Origin of the sequence: Azospirillum sp. B2RO_4 (assembly GCF_051124815.1) — a bacterium.
Taxonomy (GTDB): domain Bacteria; phylum Pseudomonadota; class Alphaproteobacteria; order Azospirillales; family Azospirillaceae; genus Azospirillum.
This window is the reverse complement of sequence record NZ_CP118487.1, coordinates 378,577-401,045: the sequence shown is the minus strand read 5'-3', so window position 1 is coordinate 401,045 and position 22,469 is coordinate 378,577. Positions and strand designations below refer to the sequence as shown.

19 protein-coding genes are annotated in these 22,469 nt (G+C 68.7%); 9 read left to right on the top strand and 10 right to left on the bottom strand.

Annotated elements, in window-relative coordinates:
- Nucleotides 1-56 precede the first annotated feature (56 nt).
- The gene (locus PWS46_RS19365) at nt 57-275 is read left to right on the top strand and encodes a hypothetical protein (RefSeq protein WP_434622106.1); all 219 of its coding nucleotides are present in this window, start codon (nt 57-59) and stop codon (nt 273-275) included.
- Nucleotides 276-283: 8 nt separating this feature from the next.
- Here PWS46_RS19365 and PWS46_RS19360 read toward each other — a convergent pair whose 3' ends face one another.
- The 9 genes from PWS46_RS19360 to PWS46_RS19320 all read right to left on the bottom strand — a co-directional run bounded on the left by PWS46_RS19360 (nt 284) and on the right by PWS46_RS19320 (nt 8,884).
- Nucleotides 284-1,066 (bottom strand): oxepin-CoA hydrolase, alternative type, encoded by a 783-nt coding sequence (locus PWS46_RS19360; RefSeq protein WP_434622104.1) that lies wholly within the window; start codon nt 1,064-1,066, stop codon nt 284-286.
- Nucleotides 1,063-1,494 (bottom strand): PaaI family thioesterase, encoded by a 432-nt coding sequence (locus PWS46_RS19355; protein WP_434622102.1) that lies wholly within the window; start codon nt 1,492-1,494, stop codon nt 1,063-1,065. The genes PWS46_RS19360 and PWS46_RS19355 overlap by 4 nt, the downstream gene beginning before the upstream one ends.
- Before the next feature lie 11 nt (nt 1,495-1,505).
- Nucleotides 1,506-2,228: an ABC transporter ATP-binding protein gene (locus tag PWS46_RS19350; protein ID WP_434622100.1), complete on the bottom strand. Its 723-nt coding sequence runs from the start codon at nt 2,226-2,228 to the stop codon at nt 1,506-1,508.
- Entirely contained in the window at nt 2,225-2,950 is a 726-nt protein-coding gene (locus PWS46_RS19345) for an ABC transporter ATP-binding protein (protein WP_434622098.1), read from the bottom strand. The genes PWS46_RS19350 and PWS46_RS19345 overlap by 4 nt, the downstream gene beginning before the upstream one ends.
- Entirely contained in the window at nt 2,937-3,893 is a 957-nt protein-coding gene (locus tag PWS46_RS19340) for a branched-chain amino acid ABC transporter permease (protein ID WP_434622096.1), read from the bottom strand. The genes PWS46_RS19345 and PWS46_RS19340 overlap by 14 nt, the downstream gene beginning before the upstream one ends.
- 11 nt (nt 3,894-3,904) lie before the next feature.
- On the bottom strand, nt 3,905-4,783 hold the full coding sequence (locus tag PWS46_RS19335) for a branched-chain amino acid ABC transporter permease (RefSeq protein ID WP_434622094.1): 879 nt from the start codon (nt 4,781-4,783) through the stop codon (nt 3,905-3,907).
- Nucleotides 4,784-4,937: 154 nt separating this feature from the next.
- Nucleotides 4,938-6,116 (bottom strand): ABC transporter substrate-binding protein, encoded by a 1,179-nt coding sequence (locus PWS46_RS19330; RefSeq protein ID WP_434622092.1) that lies wholly within the window; start codon nt 6,114-6,116, stop codon nt 4,938-4,940.
- A gap of 51 nt (nt 6,117-6,167) precedes the next feature.
- Entirely contained in the window at nt 6,168-7,736 is a 1,569-nt protein-coding gene (locus tag PWS46_RS19325; protein WP_434622090.1) for a class I adenylate-forming enzyme family protein, read from the bottom strand.
- Nucleotides 7,733-8,884 carry an acyl-CoA dehydrogenase family protein gene (locus PWS46_RS19320; RefSeq protein ID WP_434622088.1) on the bottom strand — a complete coding sequence of 384 codons (1,152 nt, stop codon included), beginning with the start codon at nt 8,882-8,884 and terminating at the stop codon, nt 7,733-7,735. Before PWS46_RS19320 ends, PWS46_RS19325 begins: the two co-directional genes overlap by 4 nt.
- A gap of 272 nt (nt 8,885-9,156) precedes the next feature.
- Here PWS46_RS19320 and PWS46_RS19315 point away from each other — a divergent pair, with 272 nt between their 5' ends.
- The 6 genes from PWS46_RS19315 (at nt 9,157) to PWS46_RS19290 (ending at nt 17,577) form a co-directional block, all read left to right on the top strand.
- On the top strand, nt 9,157-9,864 hold the full coding sequence (locus PWS46_RS19315) for a glutathione binding-like protein (RefSeq protein WP_434622086.1): 708 nt from the start codon (nt 9,157-9,159) through the stop codon (nt 9,862-9,864).
- A gap of 179 nt (nt 9,865-10,043) precedes the next feature.
- Nucleotides 10,044-11,261 (top strand): GNAT family N-acetyltransferase, encoded by a 1,218-nt coding sequence (locus PWS46_RS19310; protein WP_434622084.1) that lies wholly within the window; start codon nt 10,044-10,046, stop codon nt 11,259-11,261.
- Nucleotides 11,262-11,279: 18 nt separating this feature from the next.
- Nucleotides 11,280-12,470: an ATP-grasp domain-containing protein gene (locus tag PWS46_RS19305; RefSeq protein ID WP_434622082.1), complete on the top strand. Its 1,191-nt coding sequence runs from the start codon at nt 11,280-11,282 to the stop codon at nt 12,468-12,470.
- A gap of 11 nt (nt 12,471-12,481) precedes the next feature.
- Entirely contained in the window at nt 12,482-13,315 is an 834-nt protein-coding gene (locus tag PWS46_RS19300; RefSeq protein WP_434622080.1) for a metallophosphoesterase family protein, read from the top strand.
- An 81-nt stretch (nt 13,316-13,396) separates the two neighbouring features.
- Entirely contained in the window at nt 13,397-15,028 is a 1,632-nt protein-coding gene (locus tag PWS46_RS19295) for a bifunctional metallophosphatase/5'-nucleotidase (protein WP_434622078.1), read from the top strand.
- Nucleotides 15,028-17,577, top strand: a complete 2,550-nt coding sequence (locus PWS46_RS19290; protein WP_434622076.1) for an ATP-binding protein — start codon at nt 15,028-15,030, stop codon at nt 17,575-17,577. Before PWS46_RS19295 ends, PWS46_RS19290 begins: the two co-directional genes overlap by 1 nt.
- An 8-nt stretch (nt 17,578-17,585) precedes the next feature.
- Here PWS46_RS19290 and PWS46_RS19285 read toward each other — a convergent pair whose 3' ends face one another.
- Nucleotides 17,586-17,924: a DUF1491 family protein gene (locus PWS46_RS19285; protein WP_434622074.1), complete on the bottom strand. Its 339-nt coding sequence runs from the start codon at nt 17,922-17,924 to the stop codon at nt 17,586-17,588.
- Nucleotides 17,925-18,006: 82 nt separating this feature from the next.
- On the opposite strand from PWS46_RS19285, the gene PWS46_RS19280 reads away from it, so the two are divergent.
- Nucleotides 18,007-19,509 (top strand): tetratricopeptide repeat protein, encoded by a 1,503-nt coding sequence (locus PWS46_RS19280; protein ID WP_434622072.1) that lies wholly within the window; start codon nt 18,007-18,009, stop codon nt 19,507-19,509.
- Nucleotides 19,510-19,718: 209 nt separating this feature from the next.
- Nucleotides 19,719-22,349: a flagellar hook-basal body complex protein gene (locus tag PWS46_RS19275; RefSeq protein ID WP_434622070.1), complete on the top strand. Its 2,631-nt coding sequence runs from the start codon at nt 19,719-19,721 to the stop codon at nt 22,347-22,349.
- The last annotated feature ends 120 nt before the right edge of the window (nt 22,350-22,469 follow it).

The following is a 22,469-nucleotide window of genomic DNA, read 5'->3' as shown; positions in this document are numbered from 1 at the left end:
TGGAAACATACACCATTTCGGGCTGTTTTACCCGTACGCGAGAGAGGAAAGATGCAATGTCATTCGTTGAACTGACCGATACGACCGGGGAAACCGTTCTGGTAAACCCGATTGCGGTGGCCTATCTGCGGGCGACGGCGGACGGGGGCACCGACCTGTATTTTGCCGGGCGGCCGGAGCCATTGAGGCTGCCGGGCGCGCCGGCCGACGTCGCCCGTTCCCTGGAAGATGCAGCCCCCACCCCGCCCGATCCTACCCTGTCGTTGCTGGCCTGACGATAAGCTCAGCCTCTGGGATAGTTGGGAGCGCGCTTCTCGAAGAAGGCGGTGATGCCCTCCGCCGCCTCCGCTCCGTGCAGGGCCTCTACGAAGAAGGCGGCCTCGCGGTCGAGCTGGTCGTCGGGCGCGCCGAAACCGCTTTCGATCAGGCGCTTGGCCCGGCCGATGGCGAGCGTCGGCCCCTCGGCCAAACGCTCCGCCCAGGCCAGGGCTTCGGCAAGCGCGGTACCGGGCGCAACCACCCGGTTGACGATGGCGAGCTGGGCCAGCCGCGCCGCGCCGATCCTCCCGCCCTCGAACATGATCTCGGCGGCGAGCTGCGGCGTCGCCGCGCGGGCGAGGAAGGCGGATGCGCCGCCATCCGGGTTCAGGCCGACCTTCACGTAGGCCAGCGTGAACACCGCATCCTCCGCCGCGACGATCAGGTCGCAGCCGAGCGCGACGGAGAAGCCGGCTCCGGCGGCGGCCCCCTCGACGGCGGCGATCACCGGCTTCGGGCAGGCGCGCATGGCGCGGGTCCAGCCATGGAAGCGTTCAAGGCTGGCGCGCGTCACCTCCGGGTCGGCCTTGGCATTGCCGAGCAGCCGGCCGAGATTGCCGCCGGAGCAGAAGCTGCCGTTGGCCCCGGTCAGCACGATGGCGCCCACCCCCGGATCCTCGGCCGCCTGGGCCAGCGCGTCGCGCGCGGCGACCATCATCTCCGGCCCCAGCGCGTTCTTGGTGGCCGCGTCGTCCATCGTCAGCACCATCACGCGGCCTTGGCGCGCGACGGTCAATTGTCCACTCATAGCTCGGTCCCCTCCCGGTTCTCGCTGCCCGGCCGGTATTTGAACATGCCTTCCGACGTGGCGATCAGGGCTCCGGTGTCGCCGTGGCGGAGTTCCGCCGCCACGCCCACGATCTTGCGCCCGCCGCCGCGCAGCCGGCCGGTGGCGACCAGCGTACCGGTGCGCGCCTGTCCCAGGAAGCTGGTCGACAGCGACAGCGTCACCACCCGCCGCACCCGGCCGGGGAAGGGACAGTATGTTGCCGAGAATCCGGAAACCGTGTCCAAAAGCGTCGTCATCACCCCGCCATGCACGACGCCGGCCCGGTTCAGGTGTCGCTCGTCGATGACCATGGTGAGTTCCGCCGCCCCGTCCTCCCAGCGATTCAAGGCGTAGCCCAGCAGGCGCTGGAAGCCGGATTCCGGCTCCCCGTTCATCAGATCGTCCATACCCTGTCCCATCACGCGGCTGTTTCGTGTGCGAAGTAAAGCGCGTGCAGGCGCTCCAGGTCCACCCGGTCGCCGCGTTCGGACAGCACCACCTTGCCGGACTGCATCAGATAGACATGGTCGGCGATCTTCAGCGCGCGGCTGGTGTTCTGTTCCACCAGCAGGATGGTGAGCCCCTCCGCCCGCAGCCGGGCCAGGATGCGGAAGATCTCGTCCACCACCACGGGGGCGAGGCCCAGCGACGGCTCGTCGATCAGGCAGACGCGCGGCTGCTCCATCAGGCCGCGGCCGATGGCGAGCATCTGCGCCTCGCCGCCCGACAGGGTGCCGGCGATCTGGCCGCGCCGTTCCGCCAGCCGGGGGAACATGTCCATGACCATCGCCTTGTTGCGCTTCCAGTCCTTGCGGCAGCCGCGCGGGAAGGCGCCCATCATCAGGTTGTCCTCCACCGTCATGTCGGGGAAGATCATCCGGCCTTCCGGAATCATCACCACCCCGTCGGCCACCCGGTCCCAGGTCTTCATCGCCTTGCGGCTCTGCCCGTCGACGCGGATGTCGCCCGCGGTGGCGGGTACCAGACCCATGATGGCGCGCAGCAGCGTGGTCTTGCCGGCGCCGTTCGGGCCGACGATCACCGTGGTCTTGCCGGTCTCCACCGACAGCGAGACGTCCCACAGCACATTGATCGCGCCATAACCGGCCCGAAGCGTCAGGATGTCGAGCGCGTTGGTCATGACGCCTCCGCAAGTGTGGTTTCGCCGGTGTAGCTGCGGATCACCTCCGGGTCGCGGAACACCGCGTCGGGGGAGCCGTCGGCGATGATCTGGCCGAAATTCAGCACCAGCACCCGCGGGCAGAGCGCTGCGATGGTGGCGATGTCATGCTCGATGATGACCATGGCGAGGCGGTAGCGGTCGCGTACCGCCGCCAAGCGCTCCATGAAGGCGCGCTTGCTGCTGGTCTCCAGCCCGGCCAACACCTCGTCGAGCAGGAGCAGGCTGGGCTCTGTCGCCAGGGCCTTGCCCACCTCCAGTGCCTTGTGCTCGGTCAACGCCAGTTCGGTGGTGGCATCGCGGTCGGCCTTGTCGCGCAGGTTCAGGATGTCGAGGATCTCGTCGATCCGCTTCGGGTCCTTTTTCCCGGCGCCGAAGCGCTGGGCGACCAGCAGGTTCTCCCGCACCGTGCAGTGACCGAAGGGGCGCGGGATTTGGAAGCTGCGGCCGATGCCGAGCCGCGCCCGCTTCCATTCCGGCAACTTCAGCAGCGAGGTGCCGCAGAAGTCCAGGCGCCCGGCGGTCGGCCGCACCACGCCGGAGATGACGTTGAACAGGGTGGTCTTGCCGGCGCCGTTCGGGCCGACCAGACCGATGCTCTCGCCTTCCGCGACGGAGAAGCTGGCGCTCTTCAATGCCTGGACGCCGCCGAAATTGACCTGGACGCCTTCAAGCGTGAGCATGGCGGTTCTCCTTCACCGGGCGGCGGCGCAGGGCCGGCATCAACCCGCCGGGGCTGAACAGGATCATGGCGCAGAGCAGCACGCCGAGGATCATCTGGTGGCCGTGCGGCAGGATCGGCTTGAACAGCAACTGGTCGACCAGATAGATCGCCAGCGCCCCGACCACCGGACCCCACACCGTGCGATAGCCGCCGAAGATTGCCGCGGCGATGGGCAGCACGGTCCAACCGCTGGAGAAGGCGTAATCAGGATCGAGGAAGCTGATGAAATGGGCGTTGAAGGCGCCGACCACCCCGGTGATGAAGGCCGACAGCACCAGCATCGCCGCCTTCAGGTGGGTGCTGGGCACGCCGACGACGCGGGTCGCCACCTCGGTGTCGTGCATCGCCTTCAGCGCAAGGCCCCAGGTGCTGCGCCGGATGGCGTCATAGGCGAGCGCCGCCAGCACGACGATGGTCAGGATGATGAGGTAGCCGCCCAGCTTCTCGCCGAACTCGAAGCCCAGCACGGTGGGGAAGCGCGGGATCGACAGCAGCCCGCCGGCCCCGCCGGTGACCGAGGTCATCTCGGTCGCCAGGATCTGGAAGATGTGGGCGTAGGCGAGGATGGCGAGCGCGAAATAGGGACCGCGCAGCCGCAGCGCCGGCAGCATGGCGATGGACGACACCGCCGCCCCCACCCCGCCCAGCAGCATGGCGGCGAAGACGGGCACCCCCAGCTTCATCGCCAGCACGGCCGAGGTGTAGGAGCCGACGCCGAAGAAGGCGGCGTGCCCGAAGCTGACCATGCCGCCGAGGTTGCCCAGCAGCGCCCAGGCCACCGCCACACCGGCGATGGTCAGCGCCGCGACGATCAGCCCCAGCACATAGGCGTTGCCGCCGAACAGCAGCGGCACGCCGATATAGGCGATGGCGAGGGCCGCGATCAGGAACAGACGGTTCATCAGGGAATTCCTCATCGCGCCAGTGCCCTCCCGCCGCCGAACAGGCCCGAGGGCGAGACGAACAGCACGACCAGGAACAGGATCATTCCCGCCAACTCCTGCAGCGAGGCCGACAGATAGGTGACCGTCAGCGATTCGATGACGCCGATCATGATGGCGCCGATCAGCACGCCGGGGATCGATCCCATCCCGGCCAGCACGGTGATGATGAAGGCCTTGACCGTCAGCACATGGCCCAAGGCCGGGAAGACGGTCTTGCCGGTGTAGATGGCGAAGCCGGCAAAGGTGGCGAGCAGGGCCGCGATCAGGAAGGACAGGATCTCGATCTTGCGCGGGTTGACGCCCATCAGGGTCGCCGCCGCCCGGTTCGACGACAGCGCCCGCACCGCCCGCCCCTGCCAGGAATGGTTCAGCCACCACCAGACGCCGGCCATCAGCACCAGCCCGCCAACGAAGGCCGCGACCTCCGCGTTCATCGCGAACAGCGTGTCGGCGATCACCATCGAATCCTGGAACCAGGGGTCGGAGGTCGAATGGATGTCGGCCGCCCAGATCGACAGGATGGCGTTGGTCAGGATGATCCCCAGCCCGAAGGTGAGGATCAGCGAGTTGATCTCGCGGTCCTGATTGATCCGGCTGAGCAGCGCGTAGACGATGGCCGACGCCGTCCCGACGATCACCAGCGCCACCGGGATCGCCATCACCGGGTTGACGCCATAGTTGGTTTCCGCCGCATAGGCGACATAGGCGGCCAGCAGCACCAGCTCGCCATGGGCGAGGTTGATGACCCGCATGGTGCCGAACACCAGCGCCAGCCCGACCGCCACGGTCGCGTAATAGCCGCCGGCGAGCAGGCCCGAGAACAGTGCCTGGAGCGTCAGTTCAAGCATGGATTACGCCCTGTTGGGGGTGGGACTTCATCCCCTCTCCCCCCCGGGGAGAGGGTTAGGGTGAGGGGGTCGCGCAGCAGGGATTCTTGGGATATCCACGCTGTGCATCCCCCTCACCCCGCCCCTCTCCCCGGGGGGGAGAGGGGGTATCCACTCACCACGGAACCGCCGGGAAGTTCATCTTTCCGTTGGCGGCGTCGCTCGGCCAGACCAGGACCACCTTGCCGCCCTGGTGCTGGCCCATGCGGTGGGTGAAGTTCAGGTTGTCGCCGTTCTTGTCGAAGGTGACGCGGCCGATCAGGGTGTTGGCGTCGGTCTTGCGCAGCTGTTCCGGCAGGCCGCCCTTGCCCAGCGTTCCGGCCTCGTCGGCGCGGACGACGGCGTCGATCAGCAGGCGGGTCTGGACATAGCCGAACTGACCCAGATAGTCGGGGTCCTTGTTGAACAGCTTCTTGTAGGTGGCGGCGAACTCCACCGCCTCAGGCTGGGTGAACTCCACCGGGTAGGGCAGCATGGAGGTGCCGTAGACATTCTCCATCAAATCGGGAAATTCCTTGGCCATCTGCGCGGTGGCGAGCGACCAGACGCCGACCATCGCCTTGACCTGCGGCTTCAGCACCTTGGATGCCCGCAGGATACCGACATAGTCGTTCTCGTAGCCGACCATGGCGATGACGTCGGGGCGGTCCTGCAGCTTCACCTTGTTCATCAGCGGTTTGAAGTCGCTGGTGGAACCGTCGAACTCGTGCATGCCCACCGTGACGCCCTTGCCGGTCAGCGCGGTGTTGACTTGGCGGGCGAGACTGCTGGTCGCGTCCTTGTTCAGGTAGACGATGGAGACCTTCTTGGCTCCCATCTCCTGGATCAGGCCGATCATCGCCAGCGCATAGCCGTCGGTGTTGTTGATGCGGAAGAAGGTGGGATAGCCGCGCTGGGTCAGTTCCGGCGCCACGCCGCCCGAGGTGATGTAGACCAGCCCGGCCTTCTGCGCCGCCTCCGACGCCGGGCCGATGATGTTGGAGCCGTAGCCGCCGGTGATCGCCACCACCCCGTCGCCCGCAAGCTTCTCCACCGCCGCGACCGCCTTGGCCGGGGAGGTCTCGTCGTCGATGGTCTCGACCTTGAAGCTGTGCTTGCCGGCATAGCTCTTGTTCGCCATGTCGATGGCGACGGCGATGCCCTCATGCATGCCCTGGCCGACGCGGGCGAGGCTGCCGGTCAGCGGCAGTTCGGAGCCCAGCAGGAACTCCTTGGCCTGCGCCGCCCCGGCGCCGAGCGCCACCGACAGGGCCAGCGCGGATACGGTTGCGAATTTGGCGATCGTCCGGGTCATGCTTTCGTTCCCTCCCATGGGCTTTGTCGTTTTAGGGCTTTGTTCGTTGAGTCAGGCGGCCATCACTTCGGCGGCCAGGGCGCGAAGGCCGCTTTTCAGCAGCTTGCCGGTCGGGCTGGCCGGCAGGGCGTCCATGGCGACGATGCGTGACGGGCGCTTGTAGGGGGCGAGGCGTTCGGCGGCCCAGGCCTTCAACTCGTCCTCGCTGGCGCTGCGGCCGGGGACGAACTGGACGAAGGCGACCACCTCCTCGTTGCCGGCGACGGCGTGGCCGACCACGGCGGCCAAGGTCACCGCCGGGTGGCTGGTCAGCACACCCTCCACCTCCTCCGGATAGACGTTGAAGCCGGAGCGGATGACGATCTCGCGGATGCGGCCGACCACGGCGACGCAGCCGTCAGGTTCCAGCCGGGCGACGTCGCCGGTCTTCAGCCAGCCGTCGTCGGTGATGGCCTGGGACGTCAGCGCCGGCTCGCGGTAATAGCCGAGCATCACGTTGGGGGCGCGGACCCACAGCTCCCCCGGCTCGCCGTCGGCCACGTCGCGGCCGGTGACGTGATCGACGAAGCGCATCTCCACCAGCGGCAGGGCCGGGCCGATGGAGGTGTCGGTTCGCGGGGCATCCAGCCGGGTCTGCGTCACGGTCGGCGAGCATTCGGTCAGGCCGTAGCCGTTGTGCAGCGGCAGGCCGAAGACCCGCTCCACCGCCAGCTTGAGGTCGAGGTCCAGCACCGAGCCACCCGAGGACAGGTAGCGCAGGGCTGGAGCATTGGGCGTCCGGCCGGTGACGGTGGCGTGCTCCACCAGCTTGGCGTACATGGCTGGAACACCCTGGAACACCGTGACCCCATCCTGTTCCAACGCCTGCCATACGGCGGCAGGAGCGAAGCGGGGGATCGTGTGCAGGCAGCCGCCGGCATAGAGCGTGCCGAGGCAGGTGGAGGCGAGGCCGAAGACATGGCTGACCGGCAGCACGCCATAGGTGCGGTCGCTGGGGCCGAGCCCGCGCATCCAGCCCGACACCGAGGCGACGAACAGCAGGCCGCGGTGGGACAGCATCACGCCCTTGGGCTTGCCGGTGGTGCCGGAGGTGTAGATCAGGGCGCCGACCTGCCGCTGGTTGCCGGCATGGACCGGCTCCGGATCGGCCTCCAGCAGCGGGCCGACCGCCATCGGCGGCAGGTCGGGGTCGCCGAGAGGCTCCGCGCCGTGGCGGGCGGCGTGGGCGGCGGCGTCGGGGGATACCGTATCGGTATAGAAGATGCGGCGCGGCCGGCAGTGATCGCGGATGGTGTCGATCTCGCGATCCGACAGGCGGGCGTTGACGATGACCGGCCAGGCGTCGCACTCGCTCGCCGCCAGGATCAGGGTGACCGCGGCGAGGCCGTTCTCGCAGACGATCATCACCCGGTCGCCGCCGACCACCCCCAGCCGCCGGAGATGCGTCGTGGCGCTGCCGACCGCCTGGGCAAGGCGGCGATAGCTCCATTCCTGCGTCCCGTCGAACAGGGCGGGGGCGTCCGGCGTCCGTTCCGCCCAGGCGAGCGCGGCGTGGCTGATGCGCGGCGGCAGCGCCGCCACCATCGCGGCGAAGTCGGGAACCGGCCGCCCCACAGTCATGCCGCCTCCCGGATCATGTTGCGGGCGATGACGAGCTGCTGGATCTGGGTGGTGCCCTCATAGATGCGGAACAGGCGGACGTCGCGATAGAAACGCTCGATCCCGTAGTCGGCGATGTAGCCGGCACCGCCGTGGATCTGCACCGCCCGGTCGGCGACGCGGCCGACCATCTCGGTCGAGAACATCTTGCAGCAGGCGGCGTCGGTGTTGACGTTCTGCCCGTCGTCGCGACGGCGCGCGGTTTCCACCACCATGCAGCGGGCGGCATAGGCTTCCGCCCGGCTGTCGGCCAGCATCGCCTGGATCAGCTGGAATTCGGCGAGCGGCTGGCCGAACTGCTTGCGCTCCATGGCGTAGGACAGGCTGTCGCGGATCAGCCGCTCCGCCAGACCGACGCAGACGGCGCCGATGTGCAGGCGGCCGCGGTCCAGCACCTTCATCGCCGTCTTGAAGCCCTGCCCTTCCTTGCCGCCCAGGATGGCGCTGGCCGGAACGCGGCAGTCCTCGAAGATCACGTCGCAGGTGTGGGCGCCCTTCTGGCCCATCTTCCTGTCGATGGGGCCGAGCGACAGGCCGGGCGTCCCCGCCTCCACCAGGAAGGCCGACACGCCGCGGGCGTCGCGGCTGTCCAGGTCGGTGCGGGCGAAGACGGTGAAGAGACCGGCCTGCGGCGCGTTGGTGATGTAGCGCTTGGTGCCGTTCAGGATGAAATGGTCGCCGTCGCGCCGAGCCGTGGTGCGGAGCGAGCCGGCATCGGAACCCGATTCCGGCTCGGTCAGGGCGAAGGCGCCGACGATCTCACCGGCGGCCAGACGCGGCAGATAGCGCTGCTTCTGCTCCTCCGTCCCGTCGATGACGATGCCCTGCGAGCCGATGCCGTTGTTGGTGCCGATCAGCGAGCGGAAGGCCGGCGAGGTCTGGCCCAGTTGGAAGGCGACCTGCACCTCGTCCGACATCGACAGGCCGAGCCCGCCATATTCCTCCGGGATCGACAGGCCGAACAGGCCCATCTCGCGCATCGCGGCGATCACCTCGGGCGGGATGGCGTCGTCCTCCGCCACCTTATGCTCAAGCGGGACCAGCTTTTCGCGGACGAAGCGCCCCAGCGTGTCCAGAAGTTGATCCAAAACGTCCTTGTCCAAGGCCATGCGTGCTCTCCGTCCGGGGAGAATGATTTCAGGGGAAACCAAGCATCAAGGGGGATTGAGGGGGCGCCGCCTCATCTGTTCGTTGGCCACGCTGACAGATGGCGCAGAGGCTGTCAACAAAATGAAATTGCATTCCGATATGCGGAATTAGCGCGGCGGATCGAGGGTCTGCCGCGCGTGCGTGCGGGCTTGCCAGCCGGGGCGAAGCGGTTAACCTTTTCGGAAATCAGCGGCCCCGCACCACGGGCCGATAAATCACAGGAGGGTTTGGGATGATCGACCTCTACTTCTGGCCGACGCCGAACGGCCACAAGATCACGATCTTTTTGGAAGAAGCCGGGCTGGACTACCAGTTCAAGCCGGTGAACATCTCCACCGGTGACCAGTTCAAGCCGGAATTCCTCGCCTTTTCGCCGAACAACCGCATGCCGGCGATCATCGACAACGCACCGGCCGACGGCGGCGAGCCGATCAGCGTCTTCGAATCCGGCGCCATCCTGGTCTATCTGGCCGAGAAGACCGGCAAGTTCCTGCCCAGCGACGTGCGCGGGCGCAAGACGGTTCTCGAATGGCTGTTCTGGCAGGTCGGCGGCCTCGGCCCGATGGCCGGTCAGAACCACCATTTCGTGCAGTACGCGCCGGAGCGTATCCCCTACGCCATGGAGCGCTACGTCAAGGAGACGGGTCGCCTCTATGGCGTGATGGACAAGCGCCTTGCCGACAACGAGTTCCTCGGCGGGGCGGAGCTGTCCATCGCCGATATGGCGAGCTATCCCTGGATCGTCCCGCATGAACGCCAGCAGCAGGATCTGGACAACTTCCCCAACCTGAAGCGCTGGTTCAACGCGATCAAGGAGCGGCCGGCGGTGGTGCGCGCCTATGAGAAGGGGCAGGCCGTCAACCCCAACCGCACGCCCACGGTGAATGACGAAAGCAAGAAGATCCTGTTCGGCCAGTCCGCCGACACGGTCAAGCGCTGAGGTCCCCGACAGCCGGCCCGGCATCGACCGCCGGGCCGGCGTATCGGTATAGAATCCGCTTCTTTCGCCTCATCCATTTGCGTCGCGCAGACTTTCGGGGCTCCCCGGCGTAGACGGGACCGTTCCCGGATCCAGCGTGTTGTTTTCGGTAGAGAATATCTTCCGGAGACGCCGCGCCGATGAGCATCTGGCCCAGCCCCGACTCCGCCCGCCCGACCTCCGGCGGTTCCGCCCCCTCAACCGAGATACGGATCGCCCTGCACCCCCTGCCCTCCATGCCGGAACTGGCGCGGGCATGGACGGAGCTGGAGAGCCGCGCCGACCCGTCCTTCTTTCTCTCCTGGACCTGGATCGGCTCCTGGCTGGCGCAGATGCCGGACGGGATCGAGCCGCATCTGCTGGCGGCCTTGCGGGGCGAAGAGACGGTCGGTCTGGCCGTGCTCTGCCCGCGCGTGCGGCGGCGGTTCGGGCTGCTGCACAGCCGTTGCTGGATGCTGCACGAGACCGGCGACCGCGGCTATGACCGCCTGTTCATGGAGTATAACGGCATCCTCGTCGACCGCCGCTTCGCCGACGAGGTGACGGACGCCATGCTGCACTGGCTGGACGAGCGTCTGGCCGGCAACGACGAACTGGTGCTGGGGGGCCTGACCCTGGCGGCGGAGCGGGCCGCCCGGCGGGTGGCGGCGCGGACCGGTCATTCGCTTCAGTTGCGCATCGCGGATTCGGCGCAGTGGGTCGATTTCGGCACGGTGCGGGCCGGCGGCGGCGACTTCCGCGGCGGCCTCGGCCGCAACACGCGGGCGGCGGTGAACCGGACGGAGCGGCTTTACCGCGCCCGCGGCGCGCTGGAACACCGCGTCGCCGCGACGGTGGACGAGGCGATGGAGTATTTCACCCGGCTGGAGGTGCTGCATCAGGCCGGCTGGCAGGCGCGCGGACAGGCGGGCGCCTTCGCCAACCCGGCCTTCCGCCCCTTCCACGAAAGGCTGATCGCCGAAGGGCTGCCGCGTGGCGCGGTGCGGCTGAGCCGGGTCAGCGCCGGAGGCCAGCCGATCGGCTATCTCTACAACTTCGTCCATCGCAACCGCGTATTGAACTATCAGGGCGGCTTCGCCTTCGAGGCCGACAACCGGCTGAAGCCGGGGCTGCTGAGCCATGTGCTGGCCATCGAGGATGCGCTGGCCCGCGGCGAGGACTGCTACGACTTCATGTCGACGCCGGCCGGACATAAGCCGCTGCTCTCCAACGCCGAACAGCCGATGAACTGGCTGACGCTCGGCCCCGACCGGCTCAGCCGGCGGATGGAGGCGCATTGCCGCCGGGCGCGCGGGGTGATGGTCGATGCCGTCAAACGGTCGCTGCGCGGTTGGATCGCTCCGGCAAAGGGAATCTGAGAAGGGAGAGCGTTCGCCATGGCAACGGGGACGAAAGCCGGGCCGCTGGCCTGCGTGTTGGGCGACATGGATCTGGTGCGCCCGCTGGGTCTGGCCGGCATCCGCTGTGCCGTGGTCGGGCCGCCGGGCGGGGCGACCGCCCATTCCCGCTTCACCGAGCGGCTGATCCCCTGGGAGGGCGGTAATGACGGGGTACTGGTCGACCGTCTGCTGCGCTTCGGCGCCGCGCGGGCCGAAAAGCCGGTACTCTATATGGAGGAGGACTCGCAGCTTCTGATGGTGTCGCGCCACCGCGACCGGCTGTCCGCCGTCTTCCGCATCGCGCTTGCCGACGCCGATCTGGTGGAGACGCTGGTCGACAAGGGCCGGTTCCAGGCGCTGGCGGAGCGGCTGGACCTGCCGGTTCCCCGCACACGGCGCCTGCGCCCCCTGCCCGGCAGCGAGGCGCCGGATCTTGACCTGCGCTATCCGATCATCGTCAAGCCGCTGACCCGTCGCCCGCCCTGGGACGAGATCGAGGGGCTGGGCAAGGCGATCCGCCTGGACGGGCCGGAGGAACTTCGCGCCCTGTGGCCGAGACTGATCCCGGTCGGCATCGATCTGCTTGCGCAAGAGCTGATCCCCGGCCCGGAGACGCGGATCGAAAGCCACCATGTCTATATCGACGCCGGCGGCAGCGTGGCCGGCGAGTTCACCGGCCGCAAGATCCGCACATATCCGGTCGATTACGGCCACAGCACCGCGCTGACCATCACCGACATCGACGGCGAGGGCGCCGATGTGGCGGCGCTGGGACGGGATATCGCGGCGCGCATCGGCCTCACGGGCGTCGCCAAATTCGATTTCAAACGCGATCCCGACGGCCGCCTGCACCTGCTGGAGATCAATCCGCGCTTCAACCTGTGGCACCATCTGGGCGCCGTCGCCGGGGTGAATCTGCCGGCGCTGGTGCAAGCCGACCTGACCGGCCGCCCGCGCCCTGCTCCGGCTAAGGCGCGGCCCGGCGCCTGCTGGTGCCACATCAGCAAGGACCGGCTGGCGGCACGGGACGGCGGGGTGCCGACGGCGCGCTGGCTGGCCTGGGTGGCGGGTTGCGAGGCGAAGGCGATCACGCCGGACGACCCGATGCCCTTCCTGCGGCCGAAGCTGGACCGGCTGCTTGCCCGCATTCCCGGCTTTGCCGGCCCGGCACGGCTGGCGAAGCCGTGAGCGCAAGAACCATGAAGATCGCGCTGATCTCCGACATCCACGCCAATCTGGAGGCGTTGCAGGCAACGCTCGACGCCGTCCGGGCGGAGGGGGTGGAGCGCATCGTCTGCCTTGGCGACATCGTCGGCTACAACACCGACGCCGCCGCCTGCATCGCCCTGCTGCGGCAGGCCGGCGCCGTCTGCATCGCCGGCAACCATGACCGGGCGGTGACCGGCGCCATCGGGACCGAGGGATTCAGCGGGCCGGCGGCGCGCGCCGTCGCGTGGACGAAGGCGCGGCTGGACGGGGAAAGCCGGGCCTTCCTGTCCGACCTGCCGCTGACGGCCGTGGTGGATGGCGCGCTGGTCGCCGTCCATGGCGCCCTGCATCCGGAGGTGGGGAAGGAACTGGTGCGGCTGGACGATGACGGCAAACGGCGCCTGAGCCTGCAGGCGCTTCTCGGGCATCCGTCAGGCGCGCGCGTCTGCGCCTTCGGCCACACCCACCGGGCGGGGCTGTGGGAATGGCGCGACGGAACGGTGCGGGCGGTGCCGCTCGACGGCGGGGCGGAGCTGCGGTCCGACGGGCTTTATCTGCTGAACCCCGGCACGGTGGGGGAGCCGCGCGGCGCCGATCCCCGTGCCAGCTTCGCCTGCTTCGACACCACCAGCCGCCGCGTCACCCTGCACCGCGTCGCCTATGCCCGCGGTGCCACACTGTCGAAAACCCGGCGCGCCGGACTGGCGCCACGTTTTGCCGCAGTTCCGGCGCCGGTGAGGATGAAGTTGATCGGGATTCTGCGAGTTCTCGGTGTCTACGAATGGGTAAAACGGGCTCTTCCACGCCGTGTGCCGTCAATATGACAATCCCGTAACGCGGCTTTGCTTCAACAGTGACGTGGAAATGAGCATAATCCGGCGCGGGGGCAGAGGTGACGCCGGGCTATGGACACTATCGCTATATTCAACGGCACTGCCGGCGGGATGCGGATCCGGTTCGGCAGGACATTGTCGTGTCTGGCCGCATCGCTGGCGCTCGGCCTCGGACTTGTCGCCGCTGCGGTTCTTCCGGCGCAGGCGCAGCAACCTGACGCCGCGGCCGAGGCCCGGGCCGGGAAGACCGCGGCGGATACCGGGCCGGTCCATCTGACCATCCTCTATACCCAGGGCACCACCGACCTGGACGAGACCGCCGGGCGCGGCGGCATGGCCCGGCTGGCCGGCACGATCCGCCAGGAACGGGCCGCCCACCCCAATCTGCTGGTCCTGCATGGCGGGCAGACGCTGGCGCCGTCGGTGCTCGCCTTCTACGACCAGGGCGCGCACATCATCGACCTGCTGAACGGCATGACCATCGACGCGATGGCCGCGCTGAACCGCGAATTCCACCATGGCGACGACCGGCTGAGCGCCCGCGCCTTCGAGGCCGGCTTTCCCATCGTCACCACCAACACGGTGGACCGCGCCACCGGCCGGACGCCGGACGGGCTGGAGGATGCGGTGGTGCTGAGCGCCGGCCCCTTGCGCATCGGCGTGATGGCGGCGACGCCGGTGCTGACGCGGGAGACCACCCGCGCCCAGCGGACGGAGTTCCGCGACCCGGTTCCGGCACTGCGGGCCAAGGCCGCGGCGCTGCGGGCCGACGGCGTCGATCTGGTGGTGGCGATGACCGGCTATGCCGGCGACACCCACCGCAGCGTGCTGGCCGCCCGCCCCGCCGACATCGTGCTGTACCAGGACCGCAACCGCCCCTTCGCCGTCGATTACGACGGGCGTTTCCTGTCCGCCACCGTCGGGCCGCAGGCCGCCTGGGTGCTGGCCTTGGATTTGACGGTCGAACGCGGGGCCGGGCCGGACGGCAAGCCGCAGGTGACCTGGACCCCGGCGCCCCGCCTGATCGACAGCGCGACGGTGCCCCCCGATCCCGCCGTCCTGATCCAGGCCAGGGCTTATGCGGCGCGGCTCGACACCATGCTGCGGATGGAGGTGGGACGTCTCACCGCACCGCTCGACACCCGCAAGGAGTCGCTGCGGACGGGCGAGAACGCCTTTGCCAACGCGGTGGTCGATACGCTGCGCGATACGCTGGACGCCGACGTGGCGCTGATCAACGGCGGCGGCATCCGCGGCGACCGCCAATATCCGGCCGACTCCCTGCTGACCCGGCGCGACATCTACACGATCCTTCCCTTTCACGATGTCGGCGTCGTGCTGGACGTCACCGGCCAGCAGCTTTGGGAGGCGGTGGAAAGCGGCGTTTCGGCGGTGGAGCAGTTGCAGGGCCGCTTCCCCCACCTGTCCAACGCCCGCGCGGAGATCGACCTGACCCGCCCACCCGGCCAGCGGCTGCGCAGCCTGTCGGTCGGCGGCAAGCCGGTCGGCCGCTCCACCCGCTACCGACTGGCGACCAGCAGCTTCCTGGCGGCGGGCGGCGACGGGTACGGCGTGCTGGCTGGCGTGCCGAGGCTGGTCGAGGACCGCAATGCCGAGTTCATTTCTACCCAGATGATCGACCAGATCGCCCGCAGCGGCGAGTTCGTTCCCCGGCTGGACGGCCGCATGACGGTGAGGCGGTAATGGACGGCCAGCTTTCCTCCAGCCTGTCTTCCTCCACCGTGCCGGGCATCTTGCAGAGCTCCTCGGCCATCTTGCAGAGCACATCGGCTATCGTGCAGAGCCCGGTGCGGGCCGCCGCGCTGACCGCGCCGGCCCCGGGCGCGGCGCCGGGGCCGCAGACGCCGCCGCCCATTCGGACGCGGCGGTTCGGCATCGCGGTGCGCATCACGCTGGGGCTGTCGGTGATGGCGCTGCTGGTGGTGCTGATCGGCGGCGTGTCGATGTCGTCCTTCCGCCTGTTCCGGGCCGAGGTGACGGTGCTGTCGACCAACACCCTGCCGGAGGTCATCACCAGCGCCGAGCTGCACGGGTCGCTGCAGAAGCTGGTGGCGCAGCTGCCGCAGCTTGCCGCCGCGAATTCGACGCCGCAGCGACGCTCCATCTATGACGGGCTGGTGACGGAGCTGGATTCGATGCAGCTTCTGGTCGCCCGCATGCGCGGCCTGATGAAGGACAACCACGGGGATGGGCACGGGGACGGGGACGGGAAGGAGCGCGACGGCAATGTCCGCCTGCTGGAGCAGACCCGCTCCACCCTGCTGATTCTGGCCGCCACCGTCGCCGACCTGAATGCCGAGGTCACCCGCCAGATCGACTATGGCGACCGTCAGGCCGAGGCCGCCCGCGCGCTCGGCCGGCTGGCGACCTCGATGGAAAGCATGCCGGAGACGGGGGCATGGGCCGCGCGCATCGGTGCGCTGATGGCACGGGCGGCAGGGGCCATGCAGCTCGACCATCTCAGCCGTCTGAAGGGAGAGGCGAGAGCGGTGGAGCGCACGCTGGCCGAGCTTGCACGGCTGTCGTCCGGCGCGCCGGATCCCACCGGCCAGATGATCTCCACGGTGCAGGAGGAGCTGTTCTCGCTGCTGGTGGCGCCGGGCGGGATGTTCGAGAGCGCCATCGACCGGCTGCAGGCGCGCAACCGCGCCCAGGCGCTGACCGGGCAGGCCCAGGTTCTGGTGGAGACGGTCGAGCGGTCAACCGGCGCGCTCTACGACTCAATCCGCGACCAGTCGGCCGAGCGCACCGATGCGCTGGCCGAGCTGATCGCGGAACGCACCCGCACGGTGATGATGCTGGCCGGCGCGTCGATCCTGCTGGCGGTCGGCGTCTATTTCATCTTCCGCCGATTCCTGTCCTCGCGGCTGGTGGCGATGAACCGGGCGGTGCTGGCCCGGCTGTCCGGAAACCGGCCGGTCGCCGGGGGAGCGGGTGGGACGGTTCCGGTGCCGGTGGACGGCGACGACGAGATCACCGACATCGGCGCCTCGATCCGCTACTTCATCGACGAGATCGACCGGCGCCAGCAGGCGCTGGCCGACAACGAGCGGCGTTTTCGCGATCTGGTCGAGGGCTCGATCCAGGGCATCATCATCCATCGCGATTTCCACGCGCTCTACGCCAACGACAGCTTCGCCGCCATGCTGGGGTTGACGGTGGCGGAGGTGATGGCCCTGCCCTCCCTGCTGTCCATCGTCGCGGTGGAGGCGCGGCAGTCGATGATCGACAATTACGATCATCTGCTGGAGGGCGGGCAGACCACGCCGCGCCGCCGGATCCGCGCCTGCCGCCCCGACGGCGCCGAATTGTGGGTGGAGCTGACCGGCCGGCGGGTCGACTGGATGGACGGCCCGGCGGTCCAGGCGGTGGTGGTCGATGTGACGCGCGAGGTCGAGGCGGAAAATGCGCTGCGCCAGTCGCGCGACGCCGCCGAACGGGCGCTCGGCGAACTGAAGGCGACGCAGGCGAGCCTGATCCAGGCGGAAAAGATGGCGTCGCTCGGCCAGCTGGTCGCCGGCGTGGCGCATGAGGTGAACACGCCCATCGGCATCACCATCACCGGCGCCTCGCAGTTGCAGGCGCTGATCGGCGAGCTGTCGGACCGCCACACGGCGAATGCGCTGAAGAAGTCGGATTTCCAGCGCTTCCTCAGCGACGGGATGGAGATGGCCAACCTGATCCTGTCCAACAGCACCCGTGCGGCCAATCTGGTGCAGAGCTTCAAGCTGGTCGCCGTCGACCAGTCCAGCGACGAGCGCCGCGCCTTCCTGCTGCGGGATTACATCGACGAGCTGCTGCGCAGCCTGCATCCGACCTACAAGGCTCGGACGGCGCTGACCATCGACATCGATTGCCCGGCGGATCTGGAGCTGGACGGCTATCCGGGAGCGCTGTCGCAGATCCTGACCAACCTGATCATGAATGCGCTGGTCCATGCGCTGGATCCGGAGCAGCCCGGCTGCATCGCCATCGCCGCCCGCGTGATCGACGGCGACATGGTCGAGCTGTCGATCGCCGACGACGGCGCCGGCATCGCGCCGGAGGTCCTGCCCAAGGTCTTCGACCCCTTCTTCACCACGCGGCGCGGGGCGGGCGGCAGCGGGCTGGGGCTGCACATCGTCTACAATCTGGTGACCGGCCGCCTGCACGGCACCATCGGGGTGGAAAGCCGCCCCGGCGACGGCACCCGCTTCACCCTGCGCTTTCCCCGGGTCACCGCCGCCGCGTAACGGCGCAGTCAGCGCACCGGGCCGTCGAACCAGTGACGGCCCTGGCGGTCCTCGACCTCGACCACCCAGACGTCGGGGTCGTAGCGGAGCTGCCGGGCGATGTAGGCGTCGGCATCGGCCTCCGGTACCGGGTCGGCGCCGGTACCGCGCGCCCAGAACAGCCGCTCGCCGTCCGCCTCGCGGGTCTGGACCAGCACGGTGAAGCTGCGGTCGAGCCGGTTTATCTTCAGGATCACCGTGCCGCGGCTGGGGTCCCCCTTGCGGACCACGGTCATCGCCACGCCCTGGGCATCGGCGGCGCGGATATGGGCCGAAACCCAGAGATGAGTCGGAAGGCGGTCGTCCATTGCCGTGACAGGCTCCTGATCGTCGGCTCACGCTGATTTTCGAATCTCGCCCTGCCCGGCCGGCCGGTGTAGAGAAGAGAGTATGGCAACACTCCTGGACGCTCTGAACGCCGCCGTCAACCACCACATGGCCGGCCATGCCCAAGCGGCGGCCGACGCCTATCGCCATATCCTGACCGCGGAGCCGGCACAGCCGGACGCGCTGCACCTGTCGGGTGTGCTGCGGGCGCAGACGGGCGACCCGGCGGCGGCGGTGCGGTGGATCGGCCGCGCCGTTCGGGTCCGCCCCGCGGCGGCGACCCCCTGGGGCCATCTGGGCGCGGCGCTGCGGGCGGCGGAGATGCCGGAGCGGGCGGAACCGGTGCTGCGGCGCGCCCTGGCGCTCGACCCCGGCGACGGCGATGCGCTGGAGGCGTTGGGCGCCTCGCTGCACGCGCTGGCGCGCTACCCCGAGGCGCGGCGCTGGCTGGAGCGCGCGGCGCGTCTGCGGCCCGGCCATGCGGCGACCCTGCTGAATCTCGGCACCGTGCTGCGCGACCAGCGCCGCTTCGACGAGGCGGAGGCCTGCTTCGACGCCGTGCTGGCGCGCAATCCCGCCAGCGGCGACGCCCATCTGGCGCGCGCGGTCGGGCGGCTGGTCCGTGGCGACCTGCGCGCGGGCTGGGAGGGGTTCGAGCATCGCTGGCACCGTTTCGCCAGCCCGCCTTGGGCCGGCCAACCGCCGGGCGGCGCCACCATCCTGCTGCACATGGACCAGGGATACGGCGACGCCATCCAGTTCGTGCGCTACGCCCCGCTGGTGGCACGGATCGCGGCGCAGGGCGGCGGCCGGGTGGTGCTGGAAACGCATCTGCTGCTGTACCGCCTGTTCAACCAGAATCTGGGGCGTTGCTTGGGGCAATCCCCCGGGTCGTCGATCCAGGTGCTGGTGCGTGGGGAGGACCCGCCGCCGCATGACCTCCACTGTCCGTTGATGAGCCTGCCGCGGGCCTTCGGCACCGACCTGGGGAACATCCCCGCCGACGTGCCCTATCTCGCCCCCGACCCCGGCGACGTCGAGCGCTGGCGCGACCGGCTGGCCGAGCCGGACGGCGATGGAAACGGGGCCGGCCTGCGGGTCGGGCTGGTCTGGGCCGGCAATCCGCAGCACCGCAACGACCGCAACCGCTCGATCCCCGTGGCGGCCCTGGCACCGCTGCTGTCGGTGCCGGGGGTGCGGTTCCTCAGCCTGCAGACCGGCGACGCGGCGGCGGCCCTCGACCGCCTGCCCGGCGTGGCGATTCCGAACGCGATGGCGCGGGTGCGCGATTTCGCCGATACCGCCGCCATCCTCGCCAACCTGGACCTGCTGGTGACGGTCGACACCGCCGTCGCCCATCTGGCCGGGGCGATGGGCGTGCCGTGCTGGCTGATGCTGCCCCATGTGCCGGACTGGCGCTGGATGCTCGACCGCGCCGACAGCCCCTGGTACCCGTCGCTTCGGCTGTTCCGCCAGCCGCGTCCCGGTGACTGGATCACCACGCTCGGCACCGCCGCCGCCGTGCTGAAGGCGCAGGCCGCCCGCGCCGCCCGGCGATTGGGGTAAGGCCGGCAACTTCGGCGGGACCTTTCTGCCCGCCCGGCCCGGCGGCACTAGGCGAAACTTTCCTACCTGCCGGCAAATTCCGGCCCGGCCGCAGCGCTCCCGCAAAAAATCGGCTGTTTCCAAGGGGTTGAGATCGGCACAGCAGTTGGCACTCCGCTTGCTAGACAGGGCGCAGAAGACCTTTGCCCTTTCTTTCGGAGACCCCGGCCATGAGCATCTTCGGTTCGATGACAACCGCCGTTCTCGGCCTGAATGCCCAGTCGAAGGCGCTCGGACATATCTCGGACAACATCGCGAACAGCTCGACCATCGGCTACAAGCGTGTGGATTCGGCTTTCGAGACGATGGTCCTGCAGTCCAGCCAGCGCCTGCACGAGCCGGGCGGGGTCACGGCGCAACCGGTCTTCATGAACAACATCCAGGGCAGCCTGACCCAGGTGCAGAGCCCGACCAACATCGCCATCCAGGGCCAGGGCTTCTTCAGCGTCACCAAGGTGGCGACCCAGGGGTCGAGCACGCTGGTGCAGACGCAGACGGGCACGGTCAACTCCTCGGCCGCCTTCTACACCCGCGCCGGCGACTTCGAACTGGACAAGAGCCGCTATCTGGTCAACAGCTCCGGCTATGCCCTGAACGGCTGGCTGGTCGATCCGGTGACGGGCGTCCTGCACAAGGACCAGGTGGCGCCGATCCAGGTGAACTCGCTGATCGACAAGCCGGTGGCGACCAACACCATCGACCTGTCGGCCAACCTGCCGGCGACGCCGAAGCCGGGCGAGAAGATTCCCGACAGCAGCATCCAGATCTTCGACAGCCAGGGCAACCCGCGCACCGTCAATTTCAAGTGGCGGCAGCAGGCGGACAGCAGCTGGCGTATGGTCCTGGACGCGCCGGGTTCCAACAGCAAGCCGGTCGACGGCACCTTCACCGGCAATCCCGCCACCGTGACCTTCGGCCAGAACATCGCCGGCCAGACCGCGGTCGCACAGGTCAACGTCATCACGCTGGCCGGCAACAACACCAACGGCCAGGACAACCTGCGCATCGGCGACACCTATACGGTGAAGGTCGACGGCACCAACTACAGCCTGAAGATCACGGCCGACAACATCGGGTCGATCCGGACCTATTCGGGTCTGGCCGGCGCGCTGGCCAACCAGATCAACTCCGCCTCGCCGGCGGCATCGGTGCTCGCCACCTCCTCGGGCCAGACGATCCGCGTCACCGCCCGCGAACCCGGCACGCCGTTCAAGCTGAACACCGACGTGGTGTCCGGCACCAACACCACCAACACCATCGTCAGCCAGACCTCGACGGCGGCGACGGCGAGTGCCGGCGAGATCGACAAGTTCCAGTTCCCGCAGACCCAGGTCGAGGTCGGCGACTCCTTCACCATCAACGTGAACGGCACGCCGATCAGCTACACGGTGACCGCCGCCACCTATCAGAGCTACTCGACGGTGAGCGACGTCGTGTCCCAGCTGGCCGGCAAGATCAACCAGGCGCTGGGCTCCACCGTCACCGCCTCGTCGGCCGGGAACATCCTGTCGATCCAGGCCAATGCGGTGAACACCAACGTCACCTCCAGCGCGACGGTGACCAATTCCAGCGCGTCGGTGAACACGATGAGCTCGCTGCCGTCGGTCGCCAGCGTGGCCGGCGTGCGCCAGAGCCGCACGGTGACGCTGACCGGCACGCCGGGCGACATCGGCACGCAATACACCCTCAGCATCAACGGCACGGCGGTGACCTACAGCACCACCGGCGAAGAGATGACGATGGAGGACATCACCGCGGCGCTGGCGAACAAGATCAACTCCAACACCTCGCTGCCGGTGACCGCCACCGCGCAGGGCGGCGTCATCACCGTCACCGCCAAGACCGCGGCGACGCCGGCCAACACCAACACGATGACCGGCACCGGTTCCATCACGCTGGGCGGAACGACGGTGGACGTCGGCGATACCTATACCGTGACGGCCGGCGGCACGACCTATTCGCTGACCCTGGACAACGCCAACATCAACACCTACAGCACGCCGAACGCGGTTCTGAACTATTTCGCCACGCAGATCACCGCCGCCGGCGGCACTGCGACGGTGACCGGCAACGTGCTGGCCGTGACCAGCGATGCGACGGCGACCGGCACCGTGAGCGACGCGACCGCCTATCAGTTCACCCTGGACCAGAGCGCGGTCGCCGGCCAGACGCCGGCCCATATCGGCCTGACCTTCGGCAAGACGCCGGAGACGGTCGGCACGCTGACCAACATCTCCACCGCCCTGGTCGGCACCGGCACGGCGGTCAGCGCCGCCAACCAGTCGGCCGGCTCCGACGCCACCGTCACCTTCACCGTCGATTACGGCTTCGGCCCGCAGCAGATCTCGCTGAACCTCGGCAAATACCAGAAGCCGGGCGGCCTGACCCAGTATGCCGGCGAGGAGATCAACGTCACCCAGCTGGTCCAGAACGGCGCGCCGCGCGGGCAGTTCAAGGACGTGGTGTTCGGCGACAACGGCACCGTCCTGGTCAACTACGACAACGGACGGTCGAAGATGATCGCGAAGGTGCCGATCATCACCTTCAACAACCCGAACGCCCTGCAGCGTGAATCCGGCGGCGTCTTCGTCGAGAGCGAAGAGGCCGGCAAGCCGAACTTCAACGATCCGGAGACGAACGGCGCCGGCGCGGTGGTGGCGAACAGCGTGGAAAGCTCCAACGTCGATATCGCCGACGAGTTCACCAAGATGATCGTCACCCAGCGGAGCTATTCCGCCAACGCGAAGATCGTCACCACGTCCGACGAAATGCTTCAGGAAGTGCTGGGGCTGAAGCGCTAGGCGCGGCCCTGACCTTCTGATTGCCTGATCGCCCGTCTACCGATCGCCAGTTCCCTGATCGCCAGTTCCTGATCGTCTGAATGGGGGGCGGCGGCCATCCCGGCACCGCCCCGACCATCC